Raw genomic sequence first — 24,326 nt, 5'->3', positions numbered from 1 at the left:
TGCTGTCCTACTTCTTGGCGGGACGGAGATGGGTCAAGATCACAGCCGACGCCGTCGACAGGTACGGCAGCGGTGCTGCGTACAGGTCGTCTTCGGTCGGCCATCCGGTGAAGTCCGCCGTGTTGAAGAACGACTGCGACGCGTTGAGCACCACGGGGATGTACGGCAGGTCCCGGGCGATCTCGGTCTGCACCGTCGCGTAGGCGTCCTTCTTGATCGCCTCATCCTGCGTCGCCCCGGCCTGCTTCACCGCCGCGTCGACGGCGGGGTTCGTGTAGCGCGAGTAGTTCTGCCCCTTGGCCGGCTCCTCCCCGACCTTCGCACTCGCGATCGTCGTGAAGTACTGGTCGTAGTTGGAGAACGGATCCGCCACGAGCGACTGCGTGATGCCATAGAGGGCGAGCTGGAACTCGCCGGTCGAGATCGGCGTCCAGTACTCGGCCTCGGAGACAGTCCGCGCGTTCACGCGGATGCCGGCCTTCGCCGCCTGCGCACTGATGAGCTTCGCTGCGTCGTTGTAGTCGGTCCACCCGTCGGGCGAGAAGAGGTCGAGCTCGATGGCCGTGCCGTCCGTGCCGTAGAAGCCGTCGTCGCCCTTGGTGTAGCCGGCCGCCTCGAGGATCCCCTCCGCGGCCGCGGCATCCGGTTCCTGCGGGCTGACGGCGAGAGAGGGGTCGCTCAACCACTTCTCGTCGCGCGGGAGCAGCGCGAAGCTCGGCGACGCCTCGCCGGAGAGCCCCGCGAACGCCTTGCTGCTGATGGCACCCCGGTCGATAGCGACGTTCAGCGCCTGGCGCACGGCCGGGTCGGTCTGCGCCCCCGTGCATCCCATCGACGCGTCAGCGCAGGTCATGATCACGGTCGGATCCTGCTGCTGGTTCATCGTGCTGATGCGTCCGTTCGAGGTCACCCCGTCCGGGTTGGCGATGAACTGGCCGACCCAGTCGAGCTTGCCCGTCTTCAGCAGGTCCTCCGACGACTGGTTCGAGTCGATGCCGATGTCCTGCACCTCCGTGATCGCGGGAGCCCCGTCGCGGAAGAGCGGGTTCGCCTCGAGCGTGTACGCGGCGTCGGTGAACGACTTGAGCGTGTACGGTCCGGAGCCGATGGGCTTCGGGTTGGTCTCCGTCATGTAGTCGTCGATCTCGGACCAGATGTGCTTCGGGATGATCCAGGTGGAGCCGAGGATCAGCGAAGTGGCCGTGAACTTGGCGGAGGAGTAAGTGACGACGACGGTGGTGTCGTCGGTCGCGTCCGCGGAGACCATGTCGGGATCGAGGTTCGAGCCGTAGCCGAGGCTGAACGCAACGTCCTCAGCCGTGAGGTCCTCACCGTCGCTCCACTTCAGGTCGGGCTTGATCGTGATCGTCAGCACCGTCCCGTCGTCGTTGAACGCGTACGAGTCGCCGAGCATCCCGACGGGGCCCTCATCCGAGAGCTGGTTGAAGAAGAACAACGGCTCGTAGATGGCCCCGAAGGTCATGTGCGTCGCCGTGTCGACCGCGAACGGATTGAAGTTGTTCGTGATCGGAGTCATCGATCCTGACCACATGCGGAGCGGTCGATCACCACCGGATGAGCTGCCTCCGGGCGTGCAGCCGGCCAATGCCAGGGCGAGCGCTGCAGCGCCGGCGACGAGAGGAAGGGTCTTCCTCCAGCGGTTGTCGTGCATGGGAACCTCGTCTCAAGAGCTTCGTTGCGGAAGTCGAGCAGGGCGGAAGGGCATCCGCTCTGAGGCGAGGTTATAGTAAAGGTTCTTTCCAGTAAAGAGGTTTCTAGTTTATTCTCATGCCAGACGTTCTTGCGGCGACGGTGTCGCTCGAGGCGAGGGGAATCAGTACCAGATGTCCAGGGAGGGCGCAGGGAAGGCGATCAGCGCCCGGTCGAGAGCCTCGACAGCCGCCGCGTCACCCGAGATCCGCCCGGCACCGTGCAGCGATGCCGCTCGGACTCCGCCCGCGTACAGCGAGGACAGCGCCGAGACATCGAGCGCGATGTCGGCGTCGCGGCCTTCGGTCGCGACCTCGACCTCCGCGACGCCGGATTCGTCGACGCGCAGCCGCCAGTCGCCGTCCGCGAATCCGAGGGAGTCCTCGACACGCAGCACCGTGTCCAGCGGCGCCGAATAGCGTCGTGCCGTCAGTGCGGCCGGCAGATCGAGGATGCGCAGCCACCCGTGGTCGTGCAGCACCTGGGTCACTCCACGAGAGTCGGCCACCAGCCAGGGCAGCGGGTCGTCGAGCGGCCGCAGGTCTGCCGTGACCTCGTCGACCAGATCATGCTGGAGGGCGTACCGCCAGAGCGCGGCGACGGCCGCCGGGGTCTCGCCCACGAGCATGCGCACGCGAAGCCGGAACCGGAACGTCCCCCCCATCTCCTCGAGGGTGTACGCCAGCACGCCGCGAAGGACGTCGTCCTGATCGAGAAAATGCACGCCACGCACCCGGTCGCGGTCCGTGTCTGCGCTGGCCAGGCCCGCGATCCCCGCCCATCTGGCGCTCCATCCGGGCACCTGACCCGGGCGCCCTCTCCGCGCGCGCTCGTGCACAGCGCCGAGGTCGGCGGCGAGCTGCTCGCGGTCGACGTATTCGAAACGGCCTCGCGACGGCGTGGCCGCCCATCCGGCGCGGCGTGTGTCGACCGTGAGGTGAGAGACGGGAACGGCAGCGCCGAAGCCGTAGCGTCCGTAGATCGTCGCCTCGGTCACCGTGAGTCCCGCAAGCGCGACACCCGCCTGCGCAGCGGCCCGGAGTTCGCCCTCGAGGAGCGAGCGAGCGATACCGCGGCGCCGATGGGTGCCGGAGACGGTGACCCCGCTGATCGCCCACATGCCGATGTCGCCGCCGGGCAGCGTCAGCGGCGTCACCCACGAGTCGATCGTCGCGACCGGGAGGGTCCCCCGCGCCGTGCCCCGCTCGTACACGCCGATGTTGCGACGGGAGCGCACCGTCGGCAGGCCCTCCTCGAGAGTGGCGGAGGTCGGCTCGGCGCCGAGGAATCCGCGGGACATCGCCCGCTGGAAAGGCACCGCCTGGGCGGGGTCGTCGGGGTCGACGACGCGATAGTCGAGGTCTTCGCGCGCGAGCCGCTCGACAGAGGTCTGGTCAGCGGGAATCCCGCGTGCATCGATGAGGGCCATGAGAACAGCCTACGGTCGCCCTCCGACGCGAGGTCAGTGCTGGACGGCCTGCACAGCGCGCAGACGCGCGAACACCTGGTCGCGCAGCTCCTCTGGAGCCGTCTCCTTGCAGGCACGTGCGACGACCTCGGTCAGGGTCTTCGCGACGAGCGCCTCGTCCCGACAGGACGGGCAGTTCTCGAGATGCTCGCGGATCTCGGTGTGCTCGGTGTTGCACACCTCGTTGCGGAGGTACTCCTCCAGATCCTGGCGAGCTTTGTCGCAGCCGCAGTCGCTCATTTCTTGCTCCTCGTGTCAGCCGCGGCGATGCCCCGCTCGGCGGCGTACTCTGCCAACAGCTCCCGCAGCATCCGTCTGCCACGGTGCAGACGGCTCATCACGGTGCCGATGGGGGTCTTCATGATGTCGGCGATCTCCTGGTACGCGAATCCCTCGACATCGGCGAGGTACACGGCCAGTCGGAAATCCTCGGGAACAGCCTGCAGCGCGTCCTTGACGACCGATGCCGGCATCCGGTCGATCGCCTCGGCCTCTGCCGAGCGGCTGTGCGAGGCGGTCGTCGACTCGGCACCGCCCAACTGCCAGTCCTCGAGCTCGTCGATCGTGCCCTGGAAGGGCTCGCGCTGCCGCTTGCGGTAGATGTTGATGTAGGTGTTCGTGAGGATGCGGTACAACCACGCCTTGAGGTTCGTGCCCTGCGAGAACGTCGACCAGGAGCCGTACGCCTTCACGAACGTCTCCTGAACGAGGTCGGCGGCGTCGGCGGGGTTGCGCGTCATGCGCATCGCGGCGGCGTAGAGCTGATCCATGAAGGGGATCGCCTGCTCCTCGAACTCGCGCCGAGGGTCGCCGACGGTGTCTGCGGTTGCGGTGTCATCCATCACCGGCCAGTCTAGGCCGCTGAGGTCGATCACCTCGCGCTCGAGCGTCGCCGGCATTCTCTCTCCTTCGTGACGGAAGCCCCGTGTCTGACGACGAACCTTCCCGCGTTTACTAAGGTGAGAACCGATGAGCGCCAACAGGTATTCCCCCTCCCGCGTGCAGGGCGCCTATCCTGCGCCCACCACCGACGTGCCCGTGCACGCCGAGCTCACGATCCCCGGCTCGAAGTCGCTGACGAACCGCGAGTTGATGATCGCCGCGATCGCAGACGGCCCCGGCAGACTGATCGCTCCGCTGCACTCCGACGACTCCGCCCGTATGGTCGATGCGCTCCGGGCGCTCGGCGTCGGCATCGAGGAGGTCGACGCCCGCCACGAATTCGGCCCCGATCTCGTCGTCACGCCAGCAAAGCTCCACGGCGGCACGACGGTCGACTGCGGACAGGCGGGCACGGTGATGCGTTTCATCGCTCCCCTGGCGGGCCTCGCCGAGCACGACGTGCACCTCACCGCGCACGAGACGGCGCTGCACCGGCCGATGGGCGGCCTCATCAGCGCTCTCCGCGACCTCGGTGTCGACATCGACGACGAGGGCACGTGGGCGCTCCCCTTCACGATCCGCGGACATGGTCGCATCCGTGGTGGTCGCGTGGAGATCGACGCCTCGGCGTCGAGTCAGTTCGTCTCCGGTCTCCTCCTCGCCGCTCCCCGCTTCGATGTCGGCCTCCATCTGGTGCACACCGGCGAACACCTCCCGAGCCTTCCGCACATCGACATGACGATCGAGGCCCTGAGCCGCCGCGGCATCCGGATCGAACGTCCTGCCGTCGGCGAATGGCTCGTCGAGGCCGGCGTCCCGCGGGCCAAGGAGATCGCGATCGAACCGGATCTCTCGAACGCGGCGCCGTTCCTCGCGGCAGCGCTCGTCACCGGAGGCTCGGTCGCCGTCACCGGGTGGCCGGCGCACTCCACCCAGCCCGGGGCGTTGCTCCCGGACATCCTCCAAGCAGCGGGAGCGCACGTCAGCCGACACGGCGGCACCCTCACCGTGCGCGCCGGCTCAGGCATCCGCGGCCTCGACCTCGATCTGTCGGCGGCGAGCGAGCTCACACCGACGCTGGTCGGGCTCGCCGCCTTCGCCGACTCGCCGACGACGATCCGTGGGATCGGCCACATCCGGCTTCACGAGACCGACCGGATCGCGGCGCTCATCGGCAATCTCCGGGCGCTCGGCGGCGAGGCGGAAGAACTGCCGGACGGACTCCGCATCATCCCCCGCCCGCTGCACGGCGGCACCTGGGCCGCACACCACGACCACCGCATGGCAACGACCGGAGCGCTCGTCGGGCTACGCGTCCCCGGAGTGGAGATCGACGACATCGGCACGACCGCCAAGACCCTCCCGGAGTTCACGATGCTCTGGGAGCGGATGCTGCGAGGCTGACGGTGAGCTGGCTCGACGACAACGACGACCTCGACGACGACTTCGAGGACTACGACGAGAGCAGTATCCGGACACGACCGAACCCGAAGGCCAACCGCCCTCGGACCAAGCGCCGCCCTGCGCACGACGACGCCGAGATCGGACGGGTGCTCGGCGTGGATCGCGGCCGCTACTCCGTGCTCCTCGGCGAGGACACTCCCGACGAGCGCATGATCACGACCACGAGGGCGCGCGAGTTGCGGCGGATGCCGATCGTGACCGGCGATCAGGCGCGTGTGGTCGGCGACACCTCGGGAGACGAGGGCACGCTCGCCCGCATCGTCGGCATCGTGGATCGCACTTCTCTCCTGCGGCGGAGCGCCGACGACACCGATCAGGTGGAGCGGGTGATCGTCGCGAACGCCGACCAGATGCTCGTCGTCGTCGCTGCCGCCGACCCCGAGCCACGCGCGCGCCTGGTCGACCGGTACCTGGTCGCAGCGCTGGATGCCGGGATCCGACCTCTGCTCGTCGTGACCAAGACCGACATCGCCGATCCCTCGGAGTTCCTCACCCACTTCGACGGCCTCGATCTGCGGGTGTTCACGAGTGCGCAGGATGAGATGCCGATCGACGAGATCGGTGAGGCTCTCGTCGGTCACTCGACCGTGTTCGTCGGGCACTCCGGCGTGGGCAAGTCGACGCTCGTCAACGCGCTCGTCCCGACGGCTGGTCGCGCGACGGGGCACGTGAACCAGGTCACCGGACGCGGCCGCCACACCTCGTCGTCGACGGTGTCGCTGCGCTACGAGGGGACGCACGGCACGGGGTGGGTGATCGACACCCCGGGCGTGCGGTCGTTCGGCCTCGGCCATGTGAACCCCGACAACATCCTCGCGGCGTTCACCGAGCTCGCCGTGATCGCACAGGATTGCCCCCGCGGGTGCACTCATCTGGCGGACGCTCCCGACTGCGCCCTCATCGAAGCTGCGGAGCGGGGCGAGCTCGGCGAGACCGGCCGCGCCCGCCTCGACTCCCTGCAGCGTCTGCTGCAGACGTTCGCCGACAAGGCTGAGCAGGCGCCCGGCCGATAGGCTGAGGGGGTGACTCAGCGCCTGGAACCCGGAACCGCCGCCCCCGACTTCTCCCTCCTCGATCAGGACGGCACGACGGTCCGTCTCACGGATCTGCGCGGGCAGAAGACCGTGCTGTACTTCTACCCCGCCGCCATGACGCCCGGATGCACGACCGAGGCGTGCGACTTCCGCGACAGCATCTCGTCGCTCCAGGGCGCCGGCTACCGCGTCATCGGGATCTCCCGCGACGAGCCCGCGACGCTGGCGAAGTTCCGTGAGCGCGACGCTCTCACGTTCCCCCTCCTCAGCGACCCCGATCACTCGGTCCACTCCGCCTACGGCGCCTGGGGCGAGAAGATGAACTACGGCAAGGTCGTCGAGGGCGTCATCCGCTCGACCTTCGTCCTCGACGAAGACGGAACCATCGACATCGCCCTCTACAACGTCAAGGCGACCGGACACGTGGCGCGGCTGCGCAAGCAGCTCGGCATCGACGCCTGACCCCTCCCCTCCGCGCACACACCGGATCCCCCGCACGCACCGACCCTCCCGAACGCCTTCACCCGTCGGGAGAAGTCACGGATGTCGGGGCGGAGACCACTTTCCCGCCCTGCACCCGTGCGAACTCCCGACAGGTGTCCCGGTGCCGGACGGACGTCACTCCGCGGTGCGCTGCGGCCCTTCGCGACGTGCACTCGAGATCAGCAGTGCGAATCCGAGGAGGCCGGGGAGCCCGACGCCGAGCGTGAACGTCCAGGAGACGGGCTGCACGGTGAGCGACGCCAGGGCGAGCGCCACGGCGAGCACCTGGAACACCACTCCTCCGGAACGCGCCCACGACTTGCCTGCGCGCGTTCCGACGGCGAACGCTGCGAGGGCGGCGGCGGCGATCAGCGTGAGCACGATGAGTGCCAGCGCAGTCGGCAGCGATGCGGCGTCACCGGCCCCGAGACCGGCGAGCTCGATGATCGCGAAGACGAGGAGCGCCACCGCTTCGAGAGAGAGGACCGCCGCGGCCGCGAGGGCGATTCCAGGTGCGCGCACGGGGTACTCCCAGGGATCGAAAGAGAAGAAAACCCTTGATTTCAGGGTATTCATGTAACAGAATAGACAAAGTCATGTGCTCCCACAGCGGCGTGGGGCGAGCGTTCACGCTCGCATCACAATTCGCGGGCATTCCGTCCGCATCTCAACAGGGTAGCCGAACCCGAACTGCTACCCGAATCCGAGAAGTCGCATCGCGAAATCTCACGATATCCACACCGAGGAGCCCCCATGGACTGGCGCGATAAGGCCGCCTGCCTGACTGTCGACCCCGAGCTTTTCTTCCCCGTGGGGAACACCGGCCCGGCCGTCGATCAGATCGAGAAGGCGAAGACCGTCTGCGCCACCTGCACGGTCACCGAGATCTGCCTGCAGTACGCCCTGGAGACCAGCCAGGACTCCGGCGTGTGGGGCGGCCTCTCCGAAGACGAGCGTCGCGCTCTGAAGCGCCGCGCCGCCCGCGCCCGCCGCGCCTCCTGACCTTTCGGCAAGCGGCCTGAGAGCACGTCTCAGGCCGCTTTCGCATGCGGGGCGTCGCGCCTCAGCGCTCCAGCCAGCGCAGCGGGATGTCGATCACGACCTCGGTCCCTTCGCCGTCGCTGCCGTGCCACTCGATGGTGCCGCCGAGTTCACCCTGGATGAGCGTCCTGATGATCTGCGTCCCCAGCCCCTGCCCGATCCGCCCCTCAGGCAGACCGTGTCCGGTGTCTCTCACGGTCACGCGGAGATTCTCCTCGGTGCGTTTCGCGTCGATCGTGACGACGCCCTCCTGACCCGCGAGGCCATGCTCCACCGCATTCGTCACGACCTCTGTCAGTGCGAGGGCGAGCGGTGTCGCGTACTCGCTCGGAAGCACCCCGAACCGACCGGTCGACTGTGTGCGGGCACGCGTATTGGGCGCGGATGCCACCTCGGCCACAAGCTTGAGGACCCGGTGGAAGACCTCGTCGAAGTCGACCTTCTGCGTGAGGCCCTGGGCCAGCGTGTCGTGCACGACGGCGATCGCGTCGACGCGCCTCATGGCCTGCGTCAGTGCGTCCCGAGCCTCGTCGGAGTGGGTACGACGCGCCTGGATCCGAAGGAGCGAGGCCACGGTCTGGAGGTTGTTCTTCACCCGGTGATGGATCTCGCGGATCGTCGCGTCCTTGGTGATGAGTTCCTGCTCCTGGTGGCGCAGCTCCGACACGTCGCGGCACAGCACGATCGCACCGATGCGGGTCCCATGATCCTTCAGCGGGATCGCTCGCAGCGACACCGTGACACCGCGTGCCTCGATGTCGGTGCGCCAGGGCGCGCGACCGGTGACCACGACGGGCAGGGACTCGTCGACCTGCCGCGACGGCGGGACGAGGCGGGTGGTGACCTCGGCCAGAGACTCGCCCTCGAGCTCGTCGTCGAACCCCATCCGGTTGAACGCCGAGAGGGCGTTGGGGCTCGCGAAGGTGCTGATGCCGTCGACGTCGATGCGGATGAGCCCGTCGGAGGCGCGCGGCGCCCCCGTCGCGGTGACGTCGGAGCGGCGAGATCGGGGAAGCTGCCGTCCGCGATCATCCGGAAGAGATCGTTCGCGCATTCGTCGAACGTGATCTGCTGACGCGATGGGGTCCGCAGCTCCCCCAGGTTCGTGTGCCTGGTGACCACTCCGATCACGGTGGCCGCAGAGTCGGCGGCGCGCCGTTCGATCACGATCGGCACGGCCCGAACCCTCGTCGGCGTCTCCTCGAACCAGTCGGGCGACGACGAATCGACGATCTCCGCCGAGTCGAAGGCGCCCTGCACCTGGGTGCGCCACTGCGGTCTCACCCGTTCGCCGACGATGTCGCGGTAGAAGAGCGTCGCGGCACCACTGGGCCGCGCGTGGGCGACCGCGATGAACGACCCGTCGTCGGTCTGGATCCAGATGACGATGTCGGCTGACGCGAGGTCGGCGAGGAGCTGCCCGTCGCCGGCTAGTCGGTGGAGCCACTCGACGTCGTTGTCGGTGAGGAGGCCCTGGGCATGGGCGAGATCGCTGAGGGTTGACACCTCACCAGCCTACGGTGACCTGTGTCAGAGAATCGCCAGGGATGTGGCGCGCCAGCGTCGGTCGAAGCCGTCCAGACGTACGGCGACCGCACGCGTCCGGCCCGGCCCCGCCACCACCACCACGGCTTCGATCACGCCATCACGAGGCTCCGCAACGCGGAGGGACACGATCTGGAAGGTCGGGCGCGCGGGCGCGACACCCCGCGCACTGCGGGCCCTGGCCGACAGGTTCGCCCTCGTGACCAGGCTGCGGTACGCCTCTTCGCTGAACCAGCGGGCGAGCTGATCGACCTCCCGCACACCGGCGAGCACTTCGAGGACCCCCTGCGTGAGGCTGCGGAGCAACGGCGCGGGATCCGGGAGGTCACTGGTCGACGTCGGCTGGGGTGCGAAGTACTCATGTGGCGTCATGTCGAACCTTCGATCGGGGCGGTCTGCGAGGCCGTCAGTACAGCACCGCATCGCTCGACCGCGTGTGTCGGCGGCGTAAGTATGTGGATAACTCGTACATCGGATCTCCCGCTCCCCTACGCTCGGGCGAGTGCACTGGGACCGCCTGTTCGAAGACCTCGAAGGTCAGCTGGAATCGGACTGGGAGGCGGAGCGCGCGGTGCTCGACGCCGAGTCCGAGAGGCTCCGCATCGCCCGGCTCGACCTTCGTGCGCGCCTGAGGTCCCTCTGCCGGACCGGCACCGATGCCACGGTCGACCTCGTGGACGGACAGCGTCTGGCTGTGACGATGCAGACGCTGGGAGCGGAGTGGATCGCCGTCGCATCACGAGGCACGACTGTCGAAGGCGGACGCGCGACGGCATCCGCTCTTCTCCTCCCCCTCGAAGCGATCGCGGGGATCACGGTGGACCACGGTGCTCTCCTTGCGAGCCTCGACGCCCTCGTTCCTGCAGAGCACTCGCTCCGAGAGCGGATGACGCTCGGATTCGTCCTCCGCGATCTCGCCAGGCGCCGCGTCTCCGTCCACATCAGCACCCGCACCGGGCACGACGCACACGGCACCATCGACCGCGCGGCGGCGGATCACCTCGATCTGGCCGTCCATGATCCGGGGCAGGCGCGCCGCGCGGAGGCCGTGCACGGGTTCCGGATCATCCCCTTCGCGTCGGTGGTCGCGATAAGGACCTCAGGGGATCAATTCCCGTGAGCGGATGACGTGCCCCAGACCTCCGGGAAGCTGGCCGCCGCCGACTGCCGCCACAGGGCCATCCGGCGGGAGGTCTCGGACTCCTCCGCCAGATACCCGGCGAGGCTCGACTCCTCGACTCGCCACCGCGGCGGCGAGCCCAGCTGTGCCCCACGAAGCCTGCCCTCGTGCAGGAGTTCGATCACCTCGCCGACCTCGATGCTCAACAGCTCGGCGACCTGCGAGGGAGCCAGGAATCGCGGTGCATGCGAGGAGGGGGCTGCCATGACCCCATTCTCCACGACCAGCATTCCGGGGGAACGGCCGAGGCCCGGCTGTGGATAACCGCGGTCGACCCGTCACGATATCTGTGACCATATGGCCATGGTCTCCCACTCTCGTCCACGGCGCGCGTTCTGGGGCGACGTGCGATTCCTCGTCGGCATCGCCCTGGTGGCCGTCTCCATCACCGCGGTGTGGCTCATCGTCACCGGAGCGGACGACGCGGAGCCGGTGCTGCGTGCCGGCCATACGATCGTGCAGGGCGATGCCTTGAGCTCCGATGACTTCCAGGTGGTCGACGTGGATCTCGGGCCATCGACCGACGACTATGCAGGCGCCGATGACCTGCAGCCGGGTCAGATCGCCGCACGTACGCTCATGAAGGGCGAACTGGTTCCGCACGCCGCGCTGACGGATGCGGAGAGCAGTCGCACCACCACGATCGTCATCGCGTCCAGCACCGGACTCCCCGACGAGGTGCGGGCCGGAACCGTCGTCGATGTCTGGAGTGCCCCGCCCATCGACGACGGACGATCCTACGACGTCCCCCGCGTCCTGGTCGCGGGTGTCGTCGTGCGCGACGTGCGCGAGCCGGAAGGCGTGCTGGCCGACACCGGCACGTCGCTCGAACTCGTCATCGAACGGTCTGATGCCGCCGACGTGCTCGCCGCCGTCAACGGAGGATCAGCCCTCTCCGTGCTTCCGGTGGGGGCGGCTCGTGACGCGGGTCGTCGTGGCGATCCCCGCGCCGCGTGCGAACCGGTTGGCGGCAGAGCTGGAGCTCGAGGGCATCACCGTGGTGGCGACGCTCGCACCTGCCGCTCCCCTCCCCGAACTCCCTCCGATGCCGAGGCACTCATCGTCTCCCCCGCGCGCACCCTGCTCACAGCCGAACTCGTCTCGAGGTGCGACCGCGCGGGCGTGCGCATCCTCGTCCTCGGCGGTACGGACAGTCGCCTCCTCGGTCGGCTGGGGCTGTCAGCCGCGCTCTCGTCCGAGGCCACGGGCTGGGAGATCGCCGCTGCGCTGCGAGCGGATGCGCCCGCAGCCCCCGCGCTGCGCCCTCCGCATCCGCATCGCGTCGTCGCCGTGTGGGGACCCCAGGGCGCTCCTGGTCGCTCCACCGTGGCGATCGATCTCGCCCTCGAACTCGCGCGCACCGGTCGCAGCGCGGCTCTGATCGATGCCGATACGGTGGCCCCGTCGCTCGCCCTGCTCCTCGGCCTCAGCGATGACGCCCCCGGCATCGCCGCTGCCTGCCGGCGCGCCGAGCGGGGCGTGCTCGACGACGCCGAGCTCACCCGCCTGTCGATGCGGATCGGCAGCGGAGGCGACGACGTCCAGGTGCTCCCCGGAATCAATCGGCCCAACCGCTGGCCCGAGCTGACCTCAGCCCGCGTACGCGCGACGTTGAACGCGTGCCGGCAGTGGGTCGAGGAGACGGTCGTCGACGTCTCCGGTGCATTCGATGCCGACGAGGAGGTGACGTACGACCTCATCGGGCCTCGGCGTCACGATGCCACATCCGCAGCGCTCCGGGAAGCGGACCACATCGTGGCGGTTGCGGCCGCCGATCCCCTGGGCATCAGCCGCTTCCTGCGGGATCATGCGGAGGTGCGACGCCTCACGGCACCCGCTCCGGTCACCGTGGTCGTCAATCAGGTCCGACCCGGGCCCCTCGGCATCGACGCGCGCGGGCAGGTGAGACGCACTCTCGAGCGTTTCGCGGGGATCACAGAGGTGACCTTCCTGCCGTTCGATCGACGAGCGGCAGACGCGGCGCTGCTGCACGCGCGACCGGTGACCGATGTCGCCCCCGATCGAGCTTCGTGGCCGGCGTGCGACGGCTGGCTGCGACGCTCTCGCCTCGGGGCGCGGAGGGCGTCACTGTCGATAGCTCGCCAGGAAGTTCCCGAGTCGCTCGACGGCTTCGCTCAGCACTCGGGGCTCGGGAAGCGTGACGAGGCGGAGGTGATCCGGCGTCGCCCAGTTGAAGCCGGTGCCCTGCACCAGGAGGATGTGCTCCGACACGAGAAGATCGTAGACGAGCTTGGCATCGTCCCTGATCTCGTGCACGTTCGGGTCCAGGCGCGGAAACGCATACAGCGCGCCCTGAGGCTTGACGCAGGAGACCCCCGGGATGGACTCGAGTCCTTCCCAGGCGATGTCGCGCTGCTCGTGCAGACGTCCGGTCGGCGCGATCAGCGCATCGATCGACTGCACCCCCGAGAGCGCCGCCTGCACCGCATGCTGAGCCGGCACATTGGGGCAGAGACGCGTCGAAGCCAGCAGTGTGATCCCCTCGAGGAATCCCTTGGCATGGTCCTGCGGACCCGTGATGACCATCCACCCCGAGCGATAGCCGGCGACACGGTAGGTCTTCGACAGCCCGTTGAAGGTCAGGCACAGCAGGTCGGGCGCGAGAGTCGCGGTCGGGATGTGCACGGCGCCGTCGAAGAGGATGCGGTCGTAGATCTCGTCCGAGAGCAGCAGCAGCTGATGCTCTCGGGCGATCTGCACCAGGCCCTCCAGGATCGGCCGTGAATACACCACTCCCGTCGGGTTGTTCGGGTTGATGATCACGAGCGCCTTGGTCTTCGGCGTGATCTTCGACCGGATGTCTTCCAGGTCGGGCTGCCACTCGTCGTCCTCATCGCACAGGTAGTGCACAGGGGTACCGCCGGCGAGACTCGTCATCGCCGTCCACAACGGGTAGTCGGGCGCCGGGATCAGGACCTCGTCGCCTTCGTCGAGCAGAGCCTGCATGGTCATGGTGATCAACTCGGAGACCCCGTTGCCGAGGTACACGTCGTCCGGGTCGAAACGAGGGAAGCCCTCGATCTGCTCGTAGCGGCTCACGACGGCCCTGCGAGCGGAGATGATGCCCTTGCTCTCGCTGTAGCCGTGCGCCGTCGGCAGTGCGGCGAGCATGTCGTGCACGATCTGGTGGGGTGCATCGAAACCGAAGATCGCCGGGTTCCCGGTGTTCAGCTTGAGGATCTTGTGACCCTCGGCCTCCAGACGCGCCGCCTCGACGAGGGCGTTTCCGCGGATCTCGTACAGGACGTTCTTGAGCTTCGACGACTGATCGAAGTTGCGCGTTGGTGTCATCGACCAAGCCTACAGCGACGAAAGGAGGGCCAATCCTCTCGGACTGGCCCTCCTTCCGTCGAGCACTACTTCTTCTTCTTGCCCTGGGCGCGTCGCTGTTCCCGGTTGCCTGCGGCCGGCGGTTCCGCCTCCGTACGCTGACCGAACGCTCCGCGCGGAGCCTCCTCGGCATCGGGCTGCGGGGCCGGAGTGCGCGCCGCAGCCTGGCGTACCCGATCGGTCGCCGCCTGCTGCACCTGCCCGCGGTCGTTTCGCACCTCGACCTCGCCCGCATCATTCGCGGCGGAGTACTCGAGACGCTGCTCGCCGCCGCCCGTGGAGAGCCCCTTGGCCTCGACCTCGGCGGTCTCCGAGTCGCCGGCGCGACGCACCTCGACCTCGAGGTTGTAGAGGTAGCCGACCGACTCCTCCTTGATCTGCCCCATCATCGACTGGAACATCGCGTAGCCTTCACGCTGATACTCGATCAGCGGGTCGCGCTGCGCCATCGCCCGCAGGCCGATGCCGTCCTTCAGATAGTCCATCTCGTAGAGGTGGTCGCGCCAGCGGCGGTCGAGGACCTGCAGCACCACGCGTCGCTCGAGTTCACGCGTCGCCGCCTCGCCGAGGGACGCCTCGCGGGTATCGTACGCGATCTTGGCGTCGGAGAGGAGTTCGCGAGTGAGCCCGTCGGCGGTGATGCCGCCCTTGCGGCCCGCAGCCTCGGAGACGACCTCGTCGATCGTGACGCCGACCGGGTAGAGGGTCTTGAGCTCGGTCCAGAGCGCGTCGAAGTCCCAGCTCTCGTTGTGCCCCTCGCCGGTGTGGTCGCGGACCACGCTGCTGATGGCGTCTTCGATGAAGTGCTGCACGCGGTCGGCGATGTCATCGCCCTGCAGGATCTGCCGACGGTCGGCGTAGATCGCCTCACGCTGGCGGTTCAGGACGTCGTCGTACTTGAGCACGTTCTTGCGCATCTCGGCGTTGCGCGCTTCGACCTGCGATTGCGCGCTGCGGATGGCCCGCGACACGAGTCCCGATTCGATCGGCACGTCATCGGGGAAGTTCGTCCGGGAGAGGATCGCCTCGGCTGCGCCCGACTGGAACAGCCGCATCAGGTCATCGGTGAGGCTCAGGTAGAAGCGGCTCTCCCCGGGGTCTCCCTGTCGGCCGGAACGTCCGCGGAGCTGGTTGTCGATGCGACGAGACTCATGCCGCTCTGTTCCGAGCACATAGAGCCCGCCGGCCTCGATGACCTTCTCGGCCTCCTCGGCGACGACGGCCTTCATGGCCTCGTACGTCTCGTCCCAGGCGACCTCGTACTCCTCGGGCGTCTCGACGGGGTCGAGTCCCTTGCCCTTGAGCTCCTGAACCGCGAGGAACTCGGCGTTCCCGCCGAGCATGATGTCGGTACCGCGACCGGCCATGTTCGTGGCGACGGTGACGGCGCCGAGGCGGCCCGCGCGGGCGACGATCTCGGCCTCACGCGCATGGTTCTTCGCGTTGAGGACCTCGTGCTTGACGCCCTTCTTCGCGAGCAGACGCGAGAGGTACTCGCTCTTCTCGACGCTCACGGTTCCGACCAGCACCGGCTGACCCCCCGCGTGACGTTCCGCGATGTCCTCCACGACCTGTGCGAACTTCGCCGTCTCGTTCTTGTAGACGAGGTCGGCCTGATCCTTGCGGATCATCGGCTTGTTGGTCGGGATGGGGATGACACCGAGCTTGTAGGTCGACATGAACTCGGCCGCCTCGGTCTCGGCGGTACCGGTCATGCCGGCGAGCTTGTCGTAGAGGCGGAAGTAGTTCTGGAGCGTGACCGTCGCGAGGGTCTGGTTCTCGGCTTTGACCGGCACCCCCTCCTTGGCCTCGATCGCCTGGTGGATGCCCTCGTTGTAGCGGCGACCGACGAGGATGCGACCGGTGTGCTCGTCGACGATCATGACCTCGTCGTTCATCACGACGTAGTCGGTGTCCTTCTTGAAGAGGGCGAGCGCCTTGATCGAGTTGTTGAGGAACGAGATGAGCGGGGTGTTCGCGGACTCGTAGAGGTTGTCGATGCCGAGGTAGTCCTCGACCTTCTCGATACCGGGCTCGAGCACACCGACCGTGCGCTTCTTCTCGTCGACCTCGTAGTCCTCGCCGACCTCGAGGGTGCGGGCGATCTTCGCGAACTCGGCGAACCAGCGGTTGGCCTCGCCCGAGGACGGGCCGGAGATGATGAGCGGGGTGCGCGCCTCGTCGATGAGGATCGAGTCGACCTCGTCGACGATCGCGAAGAAGTGCTCGCGCTGGACGAGGTCCTCCTTGCGCCACGCCATGTTGTCGCGCAGGTAGTCGAAGCCGAACTCGTTGTTCGTGCCGTAGGTGATGTCGGCCGCGTACTGCTCGCGACGGACCGCGGGGGTCTGGCCCGAGACGATGATGCCCGTGGTCATGCCCAGGGCGCGGAACACGCGGCCCATCAGCTCCGCCTGGTAGCTCGCGAGGAAGTCGTTGACCGTGATGACGTGCACGCCCTTGCCCGCGATCGCGTTCAGATAAGCGGGCAGCGTGGCGACGAGGGTCTTGCCCTCACCGGTCTTCATCTCGGCGATGTTGCCGAGGTGGAGGGCGGCGCCACCCATGACCTGCACGTCGTACGCGCGCATGCCGAGCGTGCGCTTGGCAGCCTCACGCACCGCAGCGAACGCCTCGGGCATCAGCTGGTCGAGCGTCTCGCCCTTCTCGAAGCGGGCGCGCAGCTCGGTGGTCTCGTTGCGCAGCTCGTCGTCGGTGAGCTTGGAGATGTCCTCTTCCAGCGCCCCCACTGCCTTGACGACCTGATTCAGACGGCGGATGACCCGCCCCTCGCCAGCACGCAGCAGCTTCTCAAGAGGATTGGCCACGGATGTCATCTCCCTGTCAGTGGGTAAATCGCCGGCAGCCGGTGAACCCGACGCGAGGCATGCTTTGCCATGTTACCGGGCTGTGACCTGCACGTCGCCTGCAAGGAGCGACCGGTGCGTCATCCGCGTGGCGCGATGCGCGAATACCGAGTATGCATATACTCGGTATTGCATTCCGGACGACCCACCAGGAGATCACCCATGTCGGTACGCCAGAGCCTTCTCGCCATCCTCGATCAGGGACCCTGCTACGGCTATCAGCTGCGGCACGAGTTCGACCGGCGCACCGGCTCCACCTGGCCCCTCAACGTCGGACAGATCTACAACACGCTCGAGCGGCTCGAACGCGACGGGCTCGTGCAGCGCGGCGATGCAGACGACCAGGGCCATATCTACTGGCAGATCACGGAGAGCGGTTCGGCCGAAGTCGCGCAATGGCTCTCCTCCCCCGTGGTGCGGACGCAGGCGACCCGAGACGAGCTGGCGATCAAGCTCGCGGTCGCCGCGACACTGCCCGGCGTCGACGTCACGGCGGTCATCCAGGCACAGCGCACCGCGTCGCTCCGTCAACTGCAGGCTCTGCAGCGCGCCAAGTACGCGGGTGGCGATGCGGACGGGCCCGAAGAACTCTCCTGGGCGCTGGTCGTCGACTCGATGATCTTCGCCGCGGAGGCCGAGGTGCGCTGGCTCGACCACACGGAACAGCGGCTCGCGCTGCATCCCCGCCACGCGATGACGCTCGAACTCGCCACCGAGCGCCCCAAACGAGGTCGTCCGGCCAAGGCCGGAGCCGCACTCGCGGATGCCGAGCCCACGCCGTGAGCGACGAGACGGTCCTGAGCCTCGTCGGCGTGACTCAGCAGTACGGTCACGGCGCGACGGCGGTCTCCGCACTCTCGGGCGTGGATCTGGAAGTTCGACGCGGTGAGCTCGTCGCCGTCATGGGTGCTTCCGGCTCCGGCAAGTCGACGCTGCTCGCGATCGCGGGCGGTCTCGCCAGGCCCACAACGGGCGAGGTCGTGATCGAAGGCGCGTTCCTCAGTGAACAGAGTGCTGCGGATGTCGCCCGCCTGCGCCGGAGATCGCTCGGGTTCGTCTTCCAGGACTTCAACCTGATCCCCACGCTCACCGCGATCGAGAACGTGACTCTCCCGTTGGAACTCGACGGCTTCCGCAGGCGGGTCGCGCGCCGCGCCGGCAAGGACGCCCTCGAGTCCGTCGGGCTGGCCGACAAGCTCGACTCCTACCCGGACGACCTCTCGGGAGGTCAGCAGCAGCGCGTCGCCATCGCCCGCGCAGTCGTCGGCGGCCGACGGCTCATCCTCGCGGACGAACCGACCGGCGCACTCGACTCCGTCACCGGCGAGCTCGTGCTCCGGATGCTCCGTGGGCGCGTGGATGCGGGAGCAGCGGGCATCCTCGTCACCCACGAGGCGCGGCATGCGGCGTTCGCCGACCGGATCGTGTTCCTCCGCGACGGCAGGATCGTCGACGAGACCCGACGCGATGATGCCGAGGTGCTCCTGAGCGGAACGGGCCGATGACCTCGACCGTCGAGCGGCCGGAGACACGGACGTCCCGACGTCTCCCCGCCGGTGGGCCGCGTCCGGGGACAGGGATCCGCTGGCGCGTCGCCGCCCGGCTGGCGCGCCGGCAACTGCGTCGCACTCTCCTGTCCAGCGCGCTCATCGGCGTCCTCGTCATGCTCCCGATCGCGGCCATGACGGCCTATGCGGTCATCGGGGCGAGCATGGTCGGCACGGCTCAGGAGCGCGTGACCGCGGAGCTGGGGCAGACGGAGGCGTGGATCTCGGTGGCAGGCGCACCGGGGAGCGGTTTCTGGCAGTCGCCGACCGATCCCACCTGGTTCGGATATCCCGAGAACACGAGCACCGCCCCGGAGGTGACACCGATCGCCGACCCGACCGCCCTGCTCCCGTCCGGCACCGAGGCCATCCGCGTGGTCGAGACCGACGTGCGCGTGGAGACACCGGACGGCGTGACGAGGATCCCGGCGTGGGGCGGTGAGGTGTGGGATGAGCGTTTCCACGGACGCTTCGAACTCGTCGACGGGACCACCCCGCGCACCGGACGCGAGATCATGGCGACCCCCGCCACGCTCGAGCGACTCGGAGTCGCGATCGGCGGCGAGGTGGTCCTCACCGACAGCGACCGGACCTACACCGTCGTCGGAACGCTCGACTCCGCCGTGCTCTCCGATGCGACCTCCGCGCTGTTCCTCCCGGCGAGCGCGGGGCTCGAGGGCGACGCCCGCTGGTACCTCCCGATCTGACGCTCAGCTGGTCGGACGTCGAGAAGCTGAACGAAGACGGAGTCGTCGCGTACGCCCGATCGGTGATCCTGGACCCACCCGACATCGCCGACGACTCGAGGCGCGGGTGGTCCGGAGCCGACGACGGCGCATTGTGGACGATGCTCATCGTGCTCATCGCCGGAGGGCTCTTCGCGGCCTACGTCGTCGTGATGCTCGCGGGCGCCGCCTTCGCCGTCGCCGCGCGTCGCCAGCAGCGATCCTCGCCGTCGCCGCGAGCGTCGGTGCGTCAGCTTCCGACCTCCGCCGCGTCATCCTGCTCCAGGGAACCGCGCTCGGACTCGTCTCGGGGGTCATCGGACTCGCCCTCGGCGTCGGCGCCGCCTCCATCACGATGGCGGTGCTCGCCGACGGCACGGCGACGCAGTTCTGGGGCTTTCACGTCCCCTGGCTGATCCTGGCCGGAATCCTCGCGTTCTCGGTGCTCGTCGGCACCATCTCTGCGGCTTTCCCGGCGCGGACGGTGGCGCGCTCCGACACTCTCAGCGCCCTCCGCGGCGCACGTCGCCCGCAGTCGCCCCGTGCGTCGAGACCCATCTGGGGATCGATCCTGCTGCTGGTCGGCGTCGCTCACGATCGGCAGCGCTTTCGCTGTCCTGGCGATCGTCGTCACCGATCTCCCGTGGGACTCCCCCTGCGGACCATCCCGCCGTTCGGGATCGTGATCGGGCCCGTCCTCGTGCAGATCGGCATCCTCCTCTCGGGACGCTGGCTGCTGTGGGTCACCGCCAAGGCGCTGTCCCGGCTCAGCCTCGCGGCCCGCATCGCCGCGCGCGACGCCGCTGCGAACTCGTCTAGGACAGTTCCCGCCTTCGCCGCGATCGCCGCGACCGTGTTCATCGCCGTCTTCGCCATCGGTCAGACCTCCATGCAGAACGCGTGGACGGCCCGTGATTGGATGTACCAGGCACCGGTCGGCACCCTCGCGATCAGCATTCACGAGACCGGGACGGGCGCTCCCCTCGATGACCCGGCGGCGGCCGAGGCCGAGAAGGCGGGCATCGAGCTCGCGGACGCCGTGGGGGCTTCTGGTATCGCTGTCGTCTCCCACCAGCCGGAGATCTGGTCGTACGCCAGCGCCGGCGATGTCCCCGCTGATGCGACCAGAGTCATCGCCGTGATGCCGGAGCGCCATCTTCTCGACCCGGTCGAGCAGGACTCGTTCTCCGGCGGGCAGAACCGGGCGAATCCGATCGCCGTGATCGCCGCGGACGAGGTCGAGGACGCGCTCGGGATCACGATGACGTCTGCCCAGCGCGCCGCCTACCGAAGCGGCGCCGCCATCGTCACAGACCCGGACTACGTCACCGACGGCACGATCGACGTCGGCGCGTGGACCGGCAGGGAAGCCTACGAAGGAGAGATGCCCGACAACATCTGGACCCGGTGGGAAGAAGGGCCCCCGCGCAGCGAACCGATCTGGGAGAAGAAGGTCGACGCCATCGAACTCGACCTCCCCCACCAGGGAATCGCGGTGGCGATCGCCCCGGAGACCGCGACGGAACTCGACATGGAGATTCGCCCGTTCCTGGTGATCGCGTCGTTCGACGGCCCCGTACCGGTGGAGGTGCGGGACCGCGTGCAGGAGCAGGCCGACGCGTCCACCGCGGATGCGTGGGTCCTCGCCCCGTACTTCGAAGACGGTCCACCGGATGACTCCCTGTGGATGATCCCGATCCTGGCGGCCGTGGGTGTGCTCGTCCTCGGAGCAAGCGGTGTCGCGCTGAGTCTCGCTCGATTCGAACGCCGGCCCGACGACGCGACTCTCTCCGCCGTCGGTGGGACGGACTCGCTCCGTCGCCGGATCGGGTTCTGGCAAGGGCTCATCATCGCCGGGTTCGGCACGATCGCGGGGGCTGCGGCCGGAGTTCTCCCGCCGATCGGATTCGCCATCCAATCGCGCGACGTTCTGCTCATCTCCGACATCCCCTGGCTGGTGCTCGCTCTGCTGGCCGTCGCCCTGCCTCTCGCGATCGCGACGGTCAGCTGGCTCGTCCCCCCGAGGAAGGCCGAGTTGACACGACGGACAGCGATCGCGTGACGTGCCCTGAGCGAACACCGCCCACCTGAAGCGGATGCTCAGCCAGCTCCCGCACACGGGAAACTAGGATCGGTTCATGGCTGGATTTTGGGGCAGACGCAAACGCGAACAGGAAGAACTCGCCGCACAGGACGCCGATCTGGCGCGTCGCGCCGAGCAGGCCCTGGTCGGGGCGGACGAGCGGATCCGCACGACCTCGGATGAGCTCGCGTTCGCGGAGGCCGAGCTCGGCGAGTCGCTGACCGCTGATCTGCGCAAGGCGCTGATCGCCGTGCGCACTCACCTGCGCGAGGCATTCCAACTGCACCAGCTGAACCACGACGAGATCCCCGACACTCCTGAGGAGCTGCGCACACGGAATGCGCGCATCCTGCAGCTGTGCGATTGGGCCCAGGATCTCCTCGACGAGAAGACCTCCGTGCTCGCGGAGTCCGTGGCGAAGGTGCGACGAGCGCCGGAGATCATCGCGCAGGTGCGCGCCGAGGCTGCCGCCCTGAGCACCCGCATCCCGCAGACCAACGAGACCGTCGCACGTCTCTCCGCCCGCTACTCCGATTCTGCGATGCACCAGATCACCGCGAGCGCTGCCGAGGCGGAGCAGCTCATCCGCTTCGCGACCCACAGCGCCGATGTCTCGGAGCGCCGCCGGGCGGCGAAGCAGAACGAGGAAGCGAACGTCGCACTCGAGACCGCGACCGAGGCGACCCGGCGTGCCTCGGCCCTGCTCGACGCGGTCGAGGACTTCGAGATCGAAGCGCTGCGGGCGGAGTCCACCCTCGCAGAAGTCGTCGCGGACTCGCGGGGCGACCTCATCGCGGCTCGCACCGCACCAGCGGTCCCCGCCGTGGCCGACGCGGTCGCCGCGCTCCAGGCGGCGCTGGCCGCGTTGACGCCGTCCGGGCAGCCCAACGACCCCTTCGCCGAGCTCTCCCAGCTGCGCGAGGCCAACTCCGCTCTGGACGACGCGATCGCGAAGGCGCGTCATCGCGCCGAGAATCCGCTCCCGAGCGTCGCGCAGGTGCAGCACGCGATCGATGACGCCGACCGGCAGCTCGGCGTGGCGCGCGGCCTCATCGCGGGGCATCGCGGATGGATCGGCGCCGACGCCCGCACTCGACTCGCCGAAGCCGAGCGGCTGCGTGTCGACCTCTCCGATCTCCTCCCCGCGGAAGAGACGCGGGAAGCCGCCCTGGTACAGGCCCGGCGAGTCGCTCATCTCGCGTCGGAGGCCCTGCAGCTCGCGCAGCGTGACATCGATTCGTCCCGTCCGCCGGACCAGGACTGGGGCGGCGGCGGTTGGGGCGGAGGACCGCGACGCGGTGGTGGTGGCGGCGACCTCGCTTCCGGCATCCTGGGCGGCCTCGTGATCGGCAGCCTCCTCGACGGCATCTTCGACTGACGGCTTCCGCCGCACGGACGCCGGAACGGCCCGGTCCCTCCGAGGGACCGGGCCGTTCTGCGATGCGGCTCAGGACGCGAGGGCCGCCGACGGCGGGGCCTGCGTGCTCAGAGCGATCACACCGTAGTCCCACCCCTTGCGGCGGTAGACGACGCTCGGGTGATCGGTGCGGACGTCGACGAAGAGGAAGAAGTCGTGACCGACCAGCTCCATCCGGTCGACCGCCTCCTCGACGGTCATCCATTCGGCGTCGAAGCTCTTGGTGCGGATCACGACAGGAGAATAGGCCTCCTCCTCGGACTGCTGCACGGGGACGCTGCCCGTCGCGACCGCATGGAGCACGTCGGCGGATGCGGGCTGGACATCGATGCCCTCCAGTGCGCCGCTGCCCTTCTCGAAGTGGGCGCCGCGGGGGTGCTGTCGACCATCGACTCGCTTCTCCTTCGCGCGACGCAGTTGCTCGGACATCTTGTCGACGGCGAGATCGAGAGCCACGAATTTGTCGCCATCGGTCGCTTCCGCGCGGACGACGGGTCCCTTTCCGACCAGCGTCAATTCGACGGTCTCATCGGGGATGCGGCCATTGCGATACACCCGATGGGTGACTTTCACGTCCAGTCGTTGCGCGCGAGACGCGAGCATCTGGACCTTGGCGATCTTCTCTTCGACAACGGTTCGGAAGCGATCGGTGATACCCACTCCGACGCCAACGATGCTTGTTTCCATTGCTGCCTCCTTGTCCCGGTCCTCCCGGCCAAGGGCGGACCGTGGTCGCCTTGTGTCCCCCCACCGTAGTCCGCCCGCCGACGGATGTCACGGGGTCCTGCCCCTGTGTCGCCGGTGCGTTCTCGATGAGGTTCCTCAGAATCCGGATCGACGCGGCGTGGCGGCGAGCGCGACCGCCGCGATGACGCGGAAGCCGGCGACATCGAGGGCCCGGAATGCTTCGTCGAACGTCGCTCCGGTGGTGACGACGTCATCCACGATCACGGCCTCGGCGCCGTCACCGCGCCGCCGCGCACGCATCGTGTGGTGCACGTTCATCGCCCGGGCGCGGGCCCCCAGCCCTCGCTGATCGACGCTCCTGGTGACGACGGAGAGCACTCGCTGCGGGAGGAGGCCCGCCCGACGGATCAGCAGCTCGGGGACCCGGTAGCCGCGCCGACGGAAGGCCGCGCGCGCCGTGGGCACCGGCACGACCCAGGTCGCGGGGGTGACACAGGGAGCGAGCACGGTCGCGAGAGCAGATCCCAGCGGACGCGCGAGGACCGTGGCGCCCTCGCCCTTGAGCCGACGGATGCAGCGCGCGGCGACTCCCTCGAAAGCGAGTGCCGCCTGGACCGGCAGCCCGCCGGTGGTCACCCCTGATGCGGTCGCGGTGCCAGCTCCTGCCGGCAGCGGGCGCACAAGGTGCTCCCCGGCACATCGCATCCGGCGCACGTGGCCGCCGAAAGGAACGCCGCGACCTCCGCGCCGAGGCGGAGCATCCGGGAGTCTGATCGCATCTCCCGATTCTGCGGGCGAGAAGCGCGCCATGACACCCGGATCGCATCGTCGAGAGAACTCGG

Annotated in this window: 23 protein-coding genes and 2 pseudogenes; 11 read left to right on the top strand and 14 right to left on the bottom strand. The window is 68.5% G+C overall.

Features of this window, described 5'->3' with window-relative positions; all coding sequences use genetic code 11:
* Positions 1-7: 7 nt before the first annotated feature.
* The 4 genes from K1X59_RS07920 to K1X59_RS07905 all read right to left on the bottom strand — a co-directional run bounded on the left by K1X59_RS07920 (position 8) and on the right by K1X59_RS07905 (position 4,077).
* Positions 8-1,537, bottom strand: a complete 1,530-nt coding sequence (locus tag K1X59_RS07920) for an ABC transporter substrate-binding protein (protein ID WP_258567177.1) — start codon at positions 1,535-1,537, stop codon at positions 8-10.
* Between the two features lie 297 nt (positions 1,538-1,834).
* Positions 1,835-3,139: a GNAT family N-acetyltransferase gene (locus K1X59_RS07915; RefSeq protein ID WP_220174111.1), complete on the bottom strand. Its 1,305-nt coding sequence runs from the start codon at positions 3,137-3,139 to the stop codon at positions 1,835-1,837.
* 33 nt (positions 3,140-3,172) lie between these two features.
* A complete protein-coding gene (locus K1X59_RS07910) occupies positions 3,173-3,418 on the bottom strand; it encodes a zf-HC2 domain-containing protein (protein WP_183152394.1) in 246 nt (81 codons plus the stop codon).
* Positions 3,415-4,077 (bottom strand): sigma-70 family RNA polymerase sigma factor, encoded by a 663-nt coding sequence (locus tag K1X59_RS07905; protein WP_183152393.1) that lies wholly within the window; start codon positions 4,075-4,077, stop codon positions 3,415-3,417. The genes K1X59_RS07910 and K1X59_RS07905 overlap by 4 nt, the downstream gene beginning before the upstream one ends.
* 70 nt (positions 4,078-4,147) lie before the next feature.
* Between K1X59_RS07905 and aroA the strand changes: the two genes are divergently transcribed.
* From aroA to bcp, 3 genes are read left to right on the top strand one after another with little or no spacing between them, the layout of a single operon-like run.
* Entirely contained in the window at positions 4,148-5,464 is a 1,317-nt protein-coding gene (gene aroA / locus K1X59_RS07900; protein ID WP_183152392.1) for a 3-phosphoshikimate 1-carboxyvinyltransferase, read from the top strand.
* A 2-nt stretch (positions 5,465-5,466) separates the two neighbouring features.
* Complete coding sequence (gene rsgA, locus K1X59_RS07895) at positions 5,467-6,537, top strand: ribosome small subunit-dependent GTPase A (RefSeq protein ID WP_220174110.1); 1,071 nt, start codon at positions 5,467-5,469, stop codon at positions 6,535-6,537.
* A gap of 9 nt (positions 6,538-6,546) precedes the next feature.
* Positions 6,547-7,020 (top strand): thioredoxin-dependent thiol peroxidase, encoded by a 474-nt coding sequence (gene bcp / locus K1X59_RS07890; protein WP_183152391.1) that lies wholly within the window; start codon positions 6,547-6,549, stop codon positions 7,018-7,020.
* A gap of 156 nt (positions 7,021-7,176) precedes the next feature.
* Here bcp and K1X59_RS07885 read toward each other — a convergent pair whose 3' ends face one another.
* Positions 7,177-7,563, bottom strand: coding sequence for a hypothetical protein (locus tag K1X59_RS07885; protein ID WP_183152390.1), 387 nt, complete (start codon positions 7,561-7,563; stop codon positions 7,177-7,179).
* 231 nt (positions 7,564-7,794) lie between these two features.
* On the opposite strand from K1X59_RS07885, the gene K1X59_RS07880 reads away from it, so the two are divergent.
* Entirely contained in the window at positions 7,795-8,043 is a 249-nt protein-coding gene (locus K1X59_RS07880) for a WhiB family transcriptional regulator (protein WP_017203224.1), read from the top strand.
* Positions 8,044-8,104: 61 nt separating this feature from the next.
* Here the strand turns inward: K1X59_RS07880 and K1X59_RS07875 are convergent.
* A pseudogene (locus K1X59_RS07875) lies at positions 8,105-9,588 on the bottom strand (sensor histidine kinase).
* Between the two features lie 24 nt (positions 9,589-9,612).
* The gene (locus K1X59_RS07870; RefSeq protein WP_183152389.1) at positions 9,613-9,999 is read right to left on the bottom strand and encodes an Rv3235 family protein; all 387 of its coding nucleotides are present in this window, start codon (positions 9,997-9,999) and stop codon (positions 9,613-9,615) included.
* A 130-nt stretch (positions 10,000-10,129) separates the two neighbouring features.
* On the opposite strand from K1X59_RS07870, the gene K1X59_RS07865 reads away from it, so the two are divergent.
* Positions 10,130-10,747 (top strand): hypothetical protein, encoded by a 618-nt coding sequence (locus K1X59_RS07865; RefSeq protein ID WP_183152388.1) that lies wholly within the window; start codon positions 10,130-10,132, stop codon positions 10,745-10,747.
* Here the strand turns inward: K1X59_RS07865 and K1X59_RS07860 are convergent.
* Together K1X59_RS07860 and K1X59_RS07855 are read right to left on the bottom strand one after the other, a co-directional pair.
* Positions 10,735-11,013 carry a helix-turn-helix domain-containing protein gene (locus tag K1X59_RS07860; protein ID WP_220174109.1) on the bottom strand — a complete coding sequence of 93 codons (279 nt, stop codon included), beginning with the start codon at positions 11,011-11,013 and terminating at the stop codon, positions 10,735-10,737. The two genes, K1X59_RS07865 and K1X59_RS07860, sit on opposite strands and share 13 nt — an antisense overlap.
* A gap of 351 nt (positions 11,014-11,364) precedes the next feature.
* The gene (locus tag K1X59_RS07855; RefSeq protein WP_220174108.1) at positions 11,365-11,529 is read right to left on the bottom strand and encodes a hypothetical protein; all 165 of its coding nucleotides are present in this window, start codon (positions 11,527-11,529) and stop codon (positions 11,365-11,367) included.
* On the opposite strand from K1X59_RS07855, the pseudogene K1X59_RS22830 reads away from it, so the two are divergent.
* Positions 11,486-12,190, top strand: a pseudogene (locus K1X59_RS22830) (hypothetical protein); the annotation flags it as partial. The gene K1X59_RS07855 and the pseudogene K1X59_RS22830 sit on opposite strands and share 44 nt — an antisense overlap.
* Positions 12,191-12,397: 207 nt before the next feature.
* Here the strand turns inward: K1X59_RS22830 and K1X59_RS21200 are convergent.
* The 3 genes from K1X59_RS21200 to secA all read right to left on the bottom strand — a co-directional run bounded on the left by K1X59_RS21200 (position 12,398) and on the right by secA (position 16,986).
* On the bottom strand, positions 12,398-12,799 hold the full coding sequence (locus K1X59_RS21200) for a hypothetical protein (RefSeq protein ID WP_258567176.1): 402 nt from the start codon (positions 12,797-12,799) through the stop codon (positions 12,398-12,400).
* A 93-nt stretch (positions 12,800-12,892) separates the two neighbouring features.
* Positions 12,893-14,119, bottom strand: a complete 1,227-nt coding sequence (locus K1X59_RS07845; RefSeq protein ID WP_183152387.1) for a pyridoxal phosphate-dependent aminotransferase — start codon at positions 14,117-14,119, stop codon at positions 12,893-12,895.
* Positions 14,120-14,184: 65 nt separating this feature from the next.
* Positions 14,185-16,986 (bottom strand): preprotein translocase subunit SecA, encoded by a 2,802-nt coding sequence (gene secA, locus K1X59_RS07840; RefSeq protein ID WP_183152386.1) that lies wholly within the window; start codon positions 16,984-16,986, stop codon positions 14,185-14,187.
* A gap of 201 nt (positions 16,987-17,187) precedes the next feature.
* Between secA and K1X59_RS07835 the strand changes: the two genes are divergently transcribed.
* The 5 genes from K1X59_RS07835 (at position 17,188) to K1X59_RS07815 (ending at position 22,758) form a co-directional block, all read left to right on the top strand.
* Complete coding sequence (locus K1X59_RS07835; RefSeq protein ID WP_183152385.1) at positions 17,188-17,808, top strand: PadR family transcriptional regulator; 621 nt, start codon at positions 17,188-17,190, stop codon at positions 17,806-17,808.
* A complete protein-coding gene (locus K1X59_RS07830) occupies positions 17,805-18,530 on the top strand; it encodes an ABC transporter ATP-binding protein (RefSeq protein ID WP_220174107.1) in 726 nt (241 codons plus the stop codon). The genes K1X59_RS07835 and K1X59_RS07830 overlap by 4 nt, the downstream gene beginning before the upstream one ends.
* On the top strand, positions 18,527-19,279 hold the full coding sequence (locus tag K1X59_RS07825) for a hypothetical protein (protein WP_220174106.1): 753 nt from the start codon (positions 18,527-18,529) through the stop codon (positions 19,277-19,279). The genes K1X59_RS07830 and K1X59_RS07825 overlap by 4 nt, the downstream gene beginning before the upstream one ends.
* Before the next feature lie 133 nt (positions 19,280-19,412).
* Positions 19,413-21,359, top strand: coding sequence for an ABC transporter permease (locus tag K1X59_RS07820; RefSeq protein WP_220174105.1), 1,947 nt, complete (start codon positions 19,413-19,415; stop codon positions 21,357-21,359).
* Positions 21,360-21,435: 76 nt separating this feature from the next.
* The gene (locus tag K1X59_RS07815) at positions 21,436-22,758 is read left to right on the top strand and encodes a hypothetical protein (protein ID WP_220174104.1); all 1,323 of its coding nucleotides are present in this window, start codon (positions 21,436-21,438) and stop codon (positions 22,756-22,758) included.
* A gap of 69 nt (positions 22,759-22,827) precedes the next feature.
* Here the strand turns inward: K1X59_RS07815 and hpf are convergent, their stop codons facing one another.
* Positions 22,828-23,484, bottom strand: a complete 657-nt coding sequence (gene hpf / locus K1X59_RS07810; RefSeq protein ID WP_183152383.1) for a ribosome hibernation-promoting factor, HPF/YfiA family — start codon at positions 23,482-23,484, stop codon at positions 22,828-22,830.
* 135 nt (positions 23,485-23,619) lie between these two features.
* The gene (locus K1X59_RS07805) at positions 23,620-24,120 is read right to left on the bottom strand and encodes a ComF family protein (RefSeq protein WP_258567175.1); all 501 of its coding nucleotides are present in this window, start codon (positions 24,118-24,120) and stop codon (positions 23,620-23,622) included.
* Between the last annotated feature and the right edge of the window lie 206 nt (positions 24,121-24,326).

The organism is Microbacterium sp. Se5.02b (assembly GCF_019464375.1).
In the GTDB taxonomy this organism is placed as follows: Bacteria; Actinomycetota; Actinomycetes; order Actinomycetales; family Microbacteriaceae; genus Microbacterium.
Note: the sequence above shows the minus strand (reverse complement) of the source record. Positions and strands in the feature narration are given on the sequence as shown.

Coding starts and splice junctions, on each gene's coding strand:
- K1X59_RS07910 (WP_183152394.1), bottom strand. CDS start 3,418: ATGAGCGACTGCGGCTGCGACAAAGCTCGCCAGGATCTGGAGGAGTAC.
- K1X59_RS07905 (WP_183152393.1), bottom strand. CDS start 4,077: ATGCCGGCGACGCTCGAGCGCGAGGTGATCGACCTCAGCGGCCTAGAC.
- K1X59_RS07845 (WP_183152387.1), bottom strand. CDS start 14,119: ATGACACCAACGCGCAACTTCGATCAGTCGTCGAAGCTCAAGAACGTC.
- K1X59_RS07825 (WP_220174106.1), top strand. CDS start 18,527: ATGACCTCGACCGTCGAGCGGCCGGAGACACGGACGTCCCGACGTCTC.
- aroA (WP_183152392.1), top strand. CDS start 4,148: ATGAGCGCCAACAGGTATTCCCCCTCCCGCGTGCAGGGCGCCTATCCT.
- K1X59_RS07870 (WP_183152389.1), bottom strand. CDS start 9,999: ATGACGCCACATGAGTACTTCGCACCCCAGCCGACGTCGACCAGTGAC.
- K1X59_RS07815 (WP_220174104.1), top strand. CDS start 21,436: ATGGCTGGATTTTGGGGCAGACGCAAACGCGAACAGGAAGAACTCGCC.
- K1X59_RS07920 (WP_258567177.1), bottom strand. CDS start 1,537: ATGACTCCGATCACGAACAACTTCAATCCGTTCGCGGTCGACACGGCG.
- K1X59_RS07880 (WP_017203224.1), top strand. CDS start 7,795: ATGGACTGGCGCGATAAGGCCGCCTGCCTGACTGTCGACCCCGAGCTT.
- hpf (WP_183152383.1), bottom strand. CDS start 23,484: ATGGAAACAAGCATCGTTGGCGTCGGAGTGGGTATCACCGATCGCTTC.
- K1X59_RS07915 (WP_220174111.1), bottom strand. CDS start 3,139: ATGGCCCTCATCGATGCACGCGGGATTCCCGCTGACCAGACCTCTGTC.
- K1X59_RS07860 (WP_220174109.1), bottom strand. CDS start 11,013: ATGGCAGCCCCCTCCTCGCATGCACCGCGATTCCTGGCTCCCTCGCAG.
- K1X59_RS07855 (WP_220174108.1), bottom strand. CDS start 11,529: ATGGGCGGGGCACTCCAGACATCGACGACGGTTCCGGCCCGCACCTCG.
- K1X59_RS07835 (WP_183152385.1), top strand. CDS start 17,188: ATGTCGGTACGCCAGAGCCTTCTCGCCATCCTCGATCAGGGACCCTGC.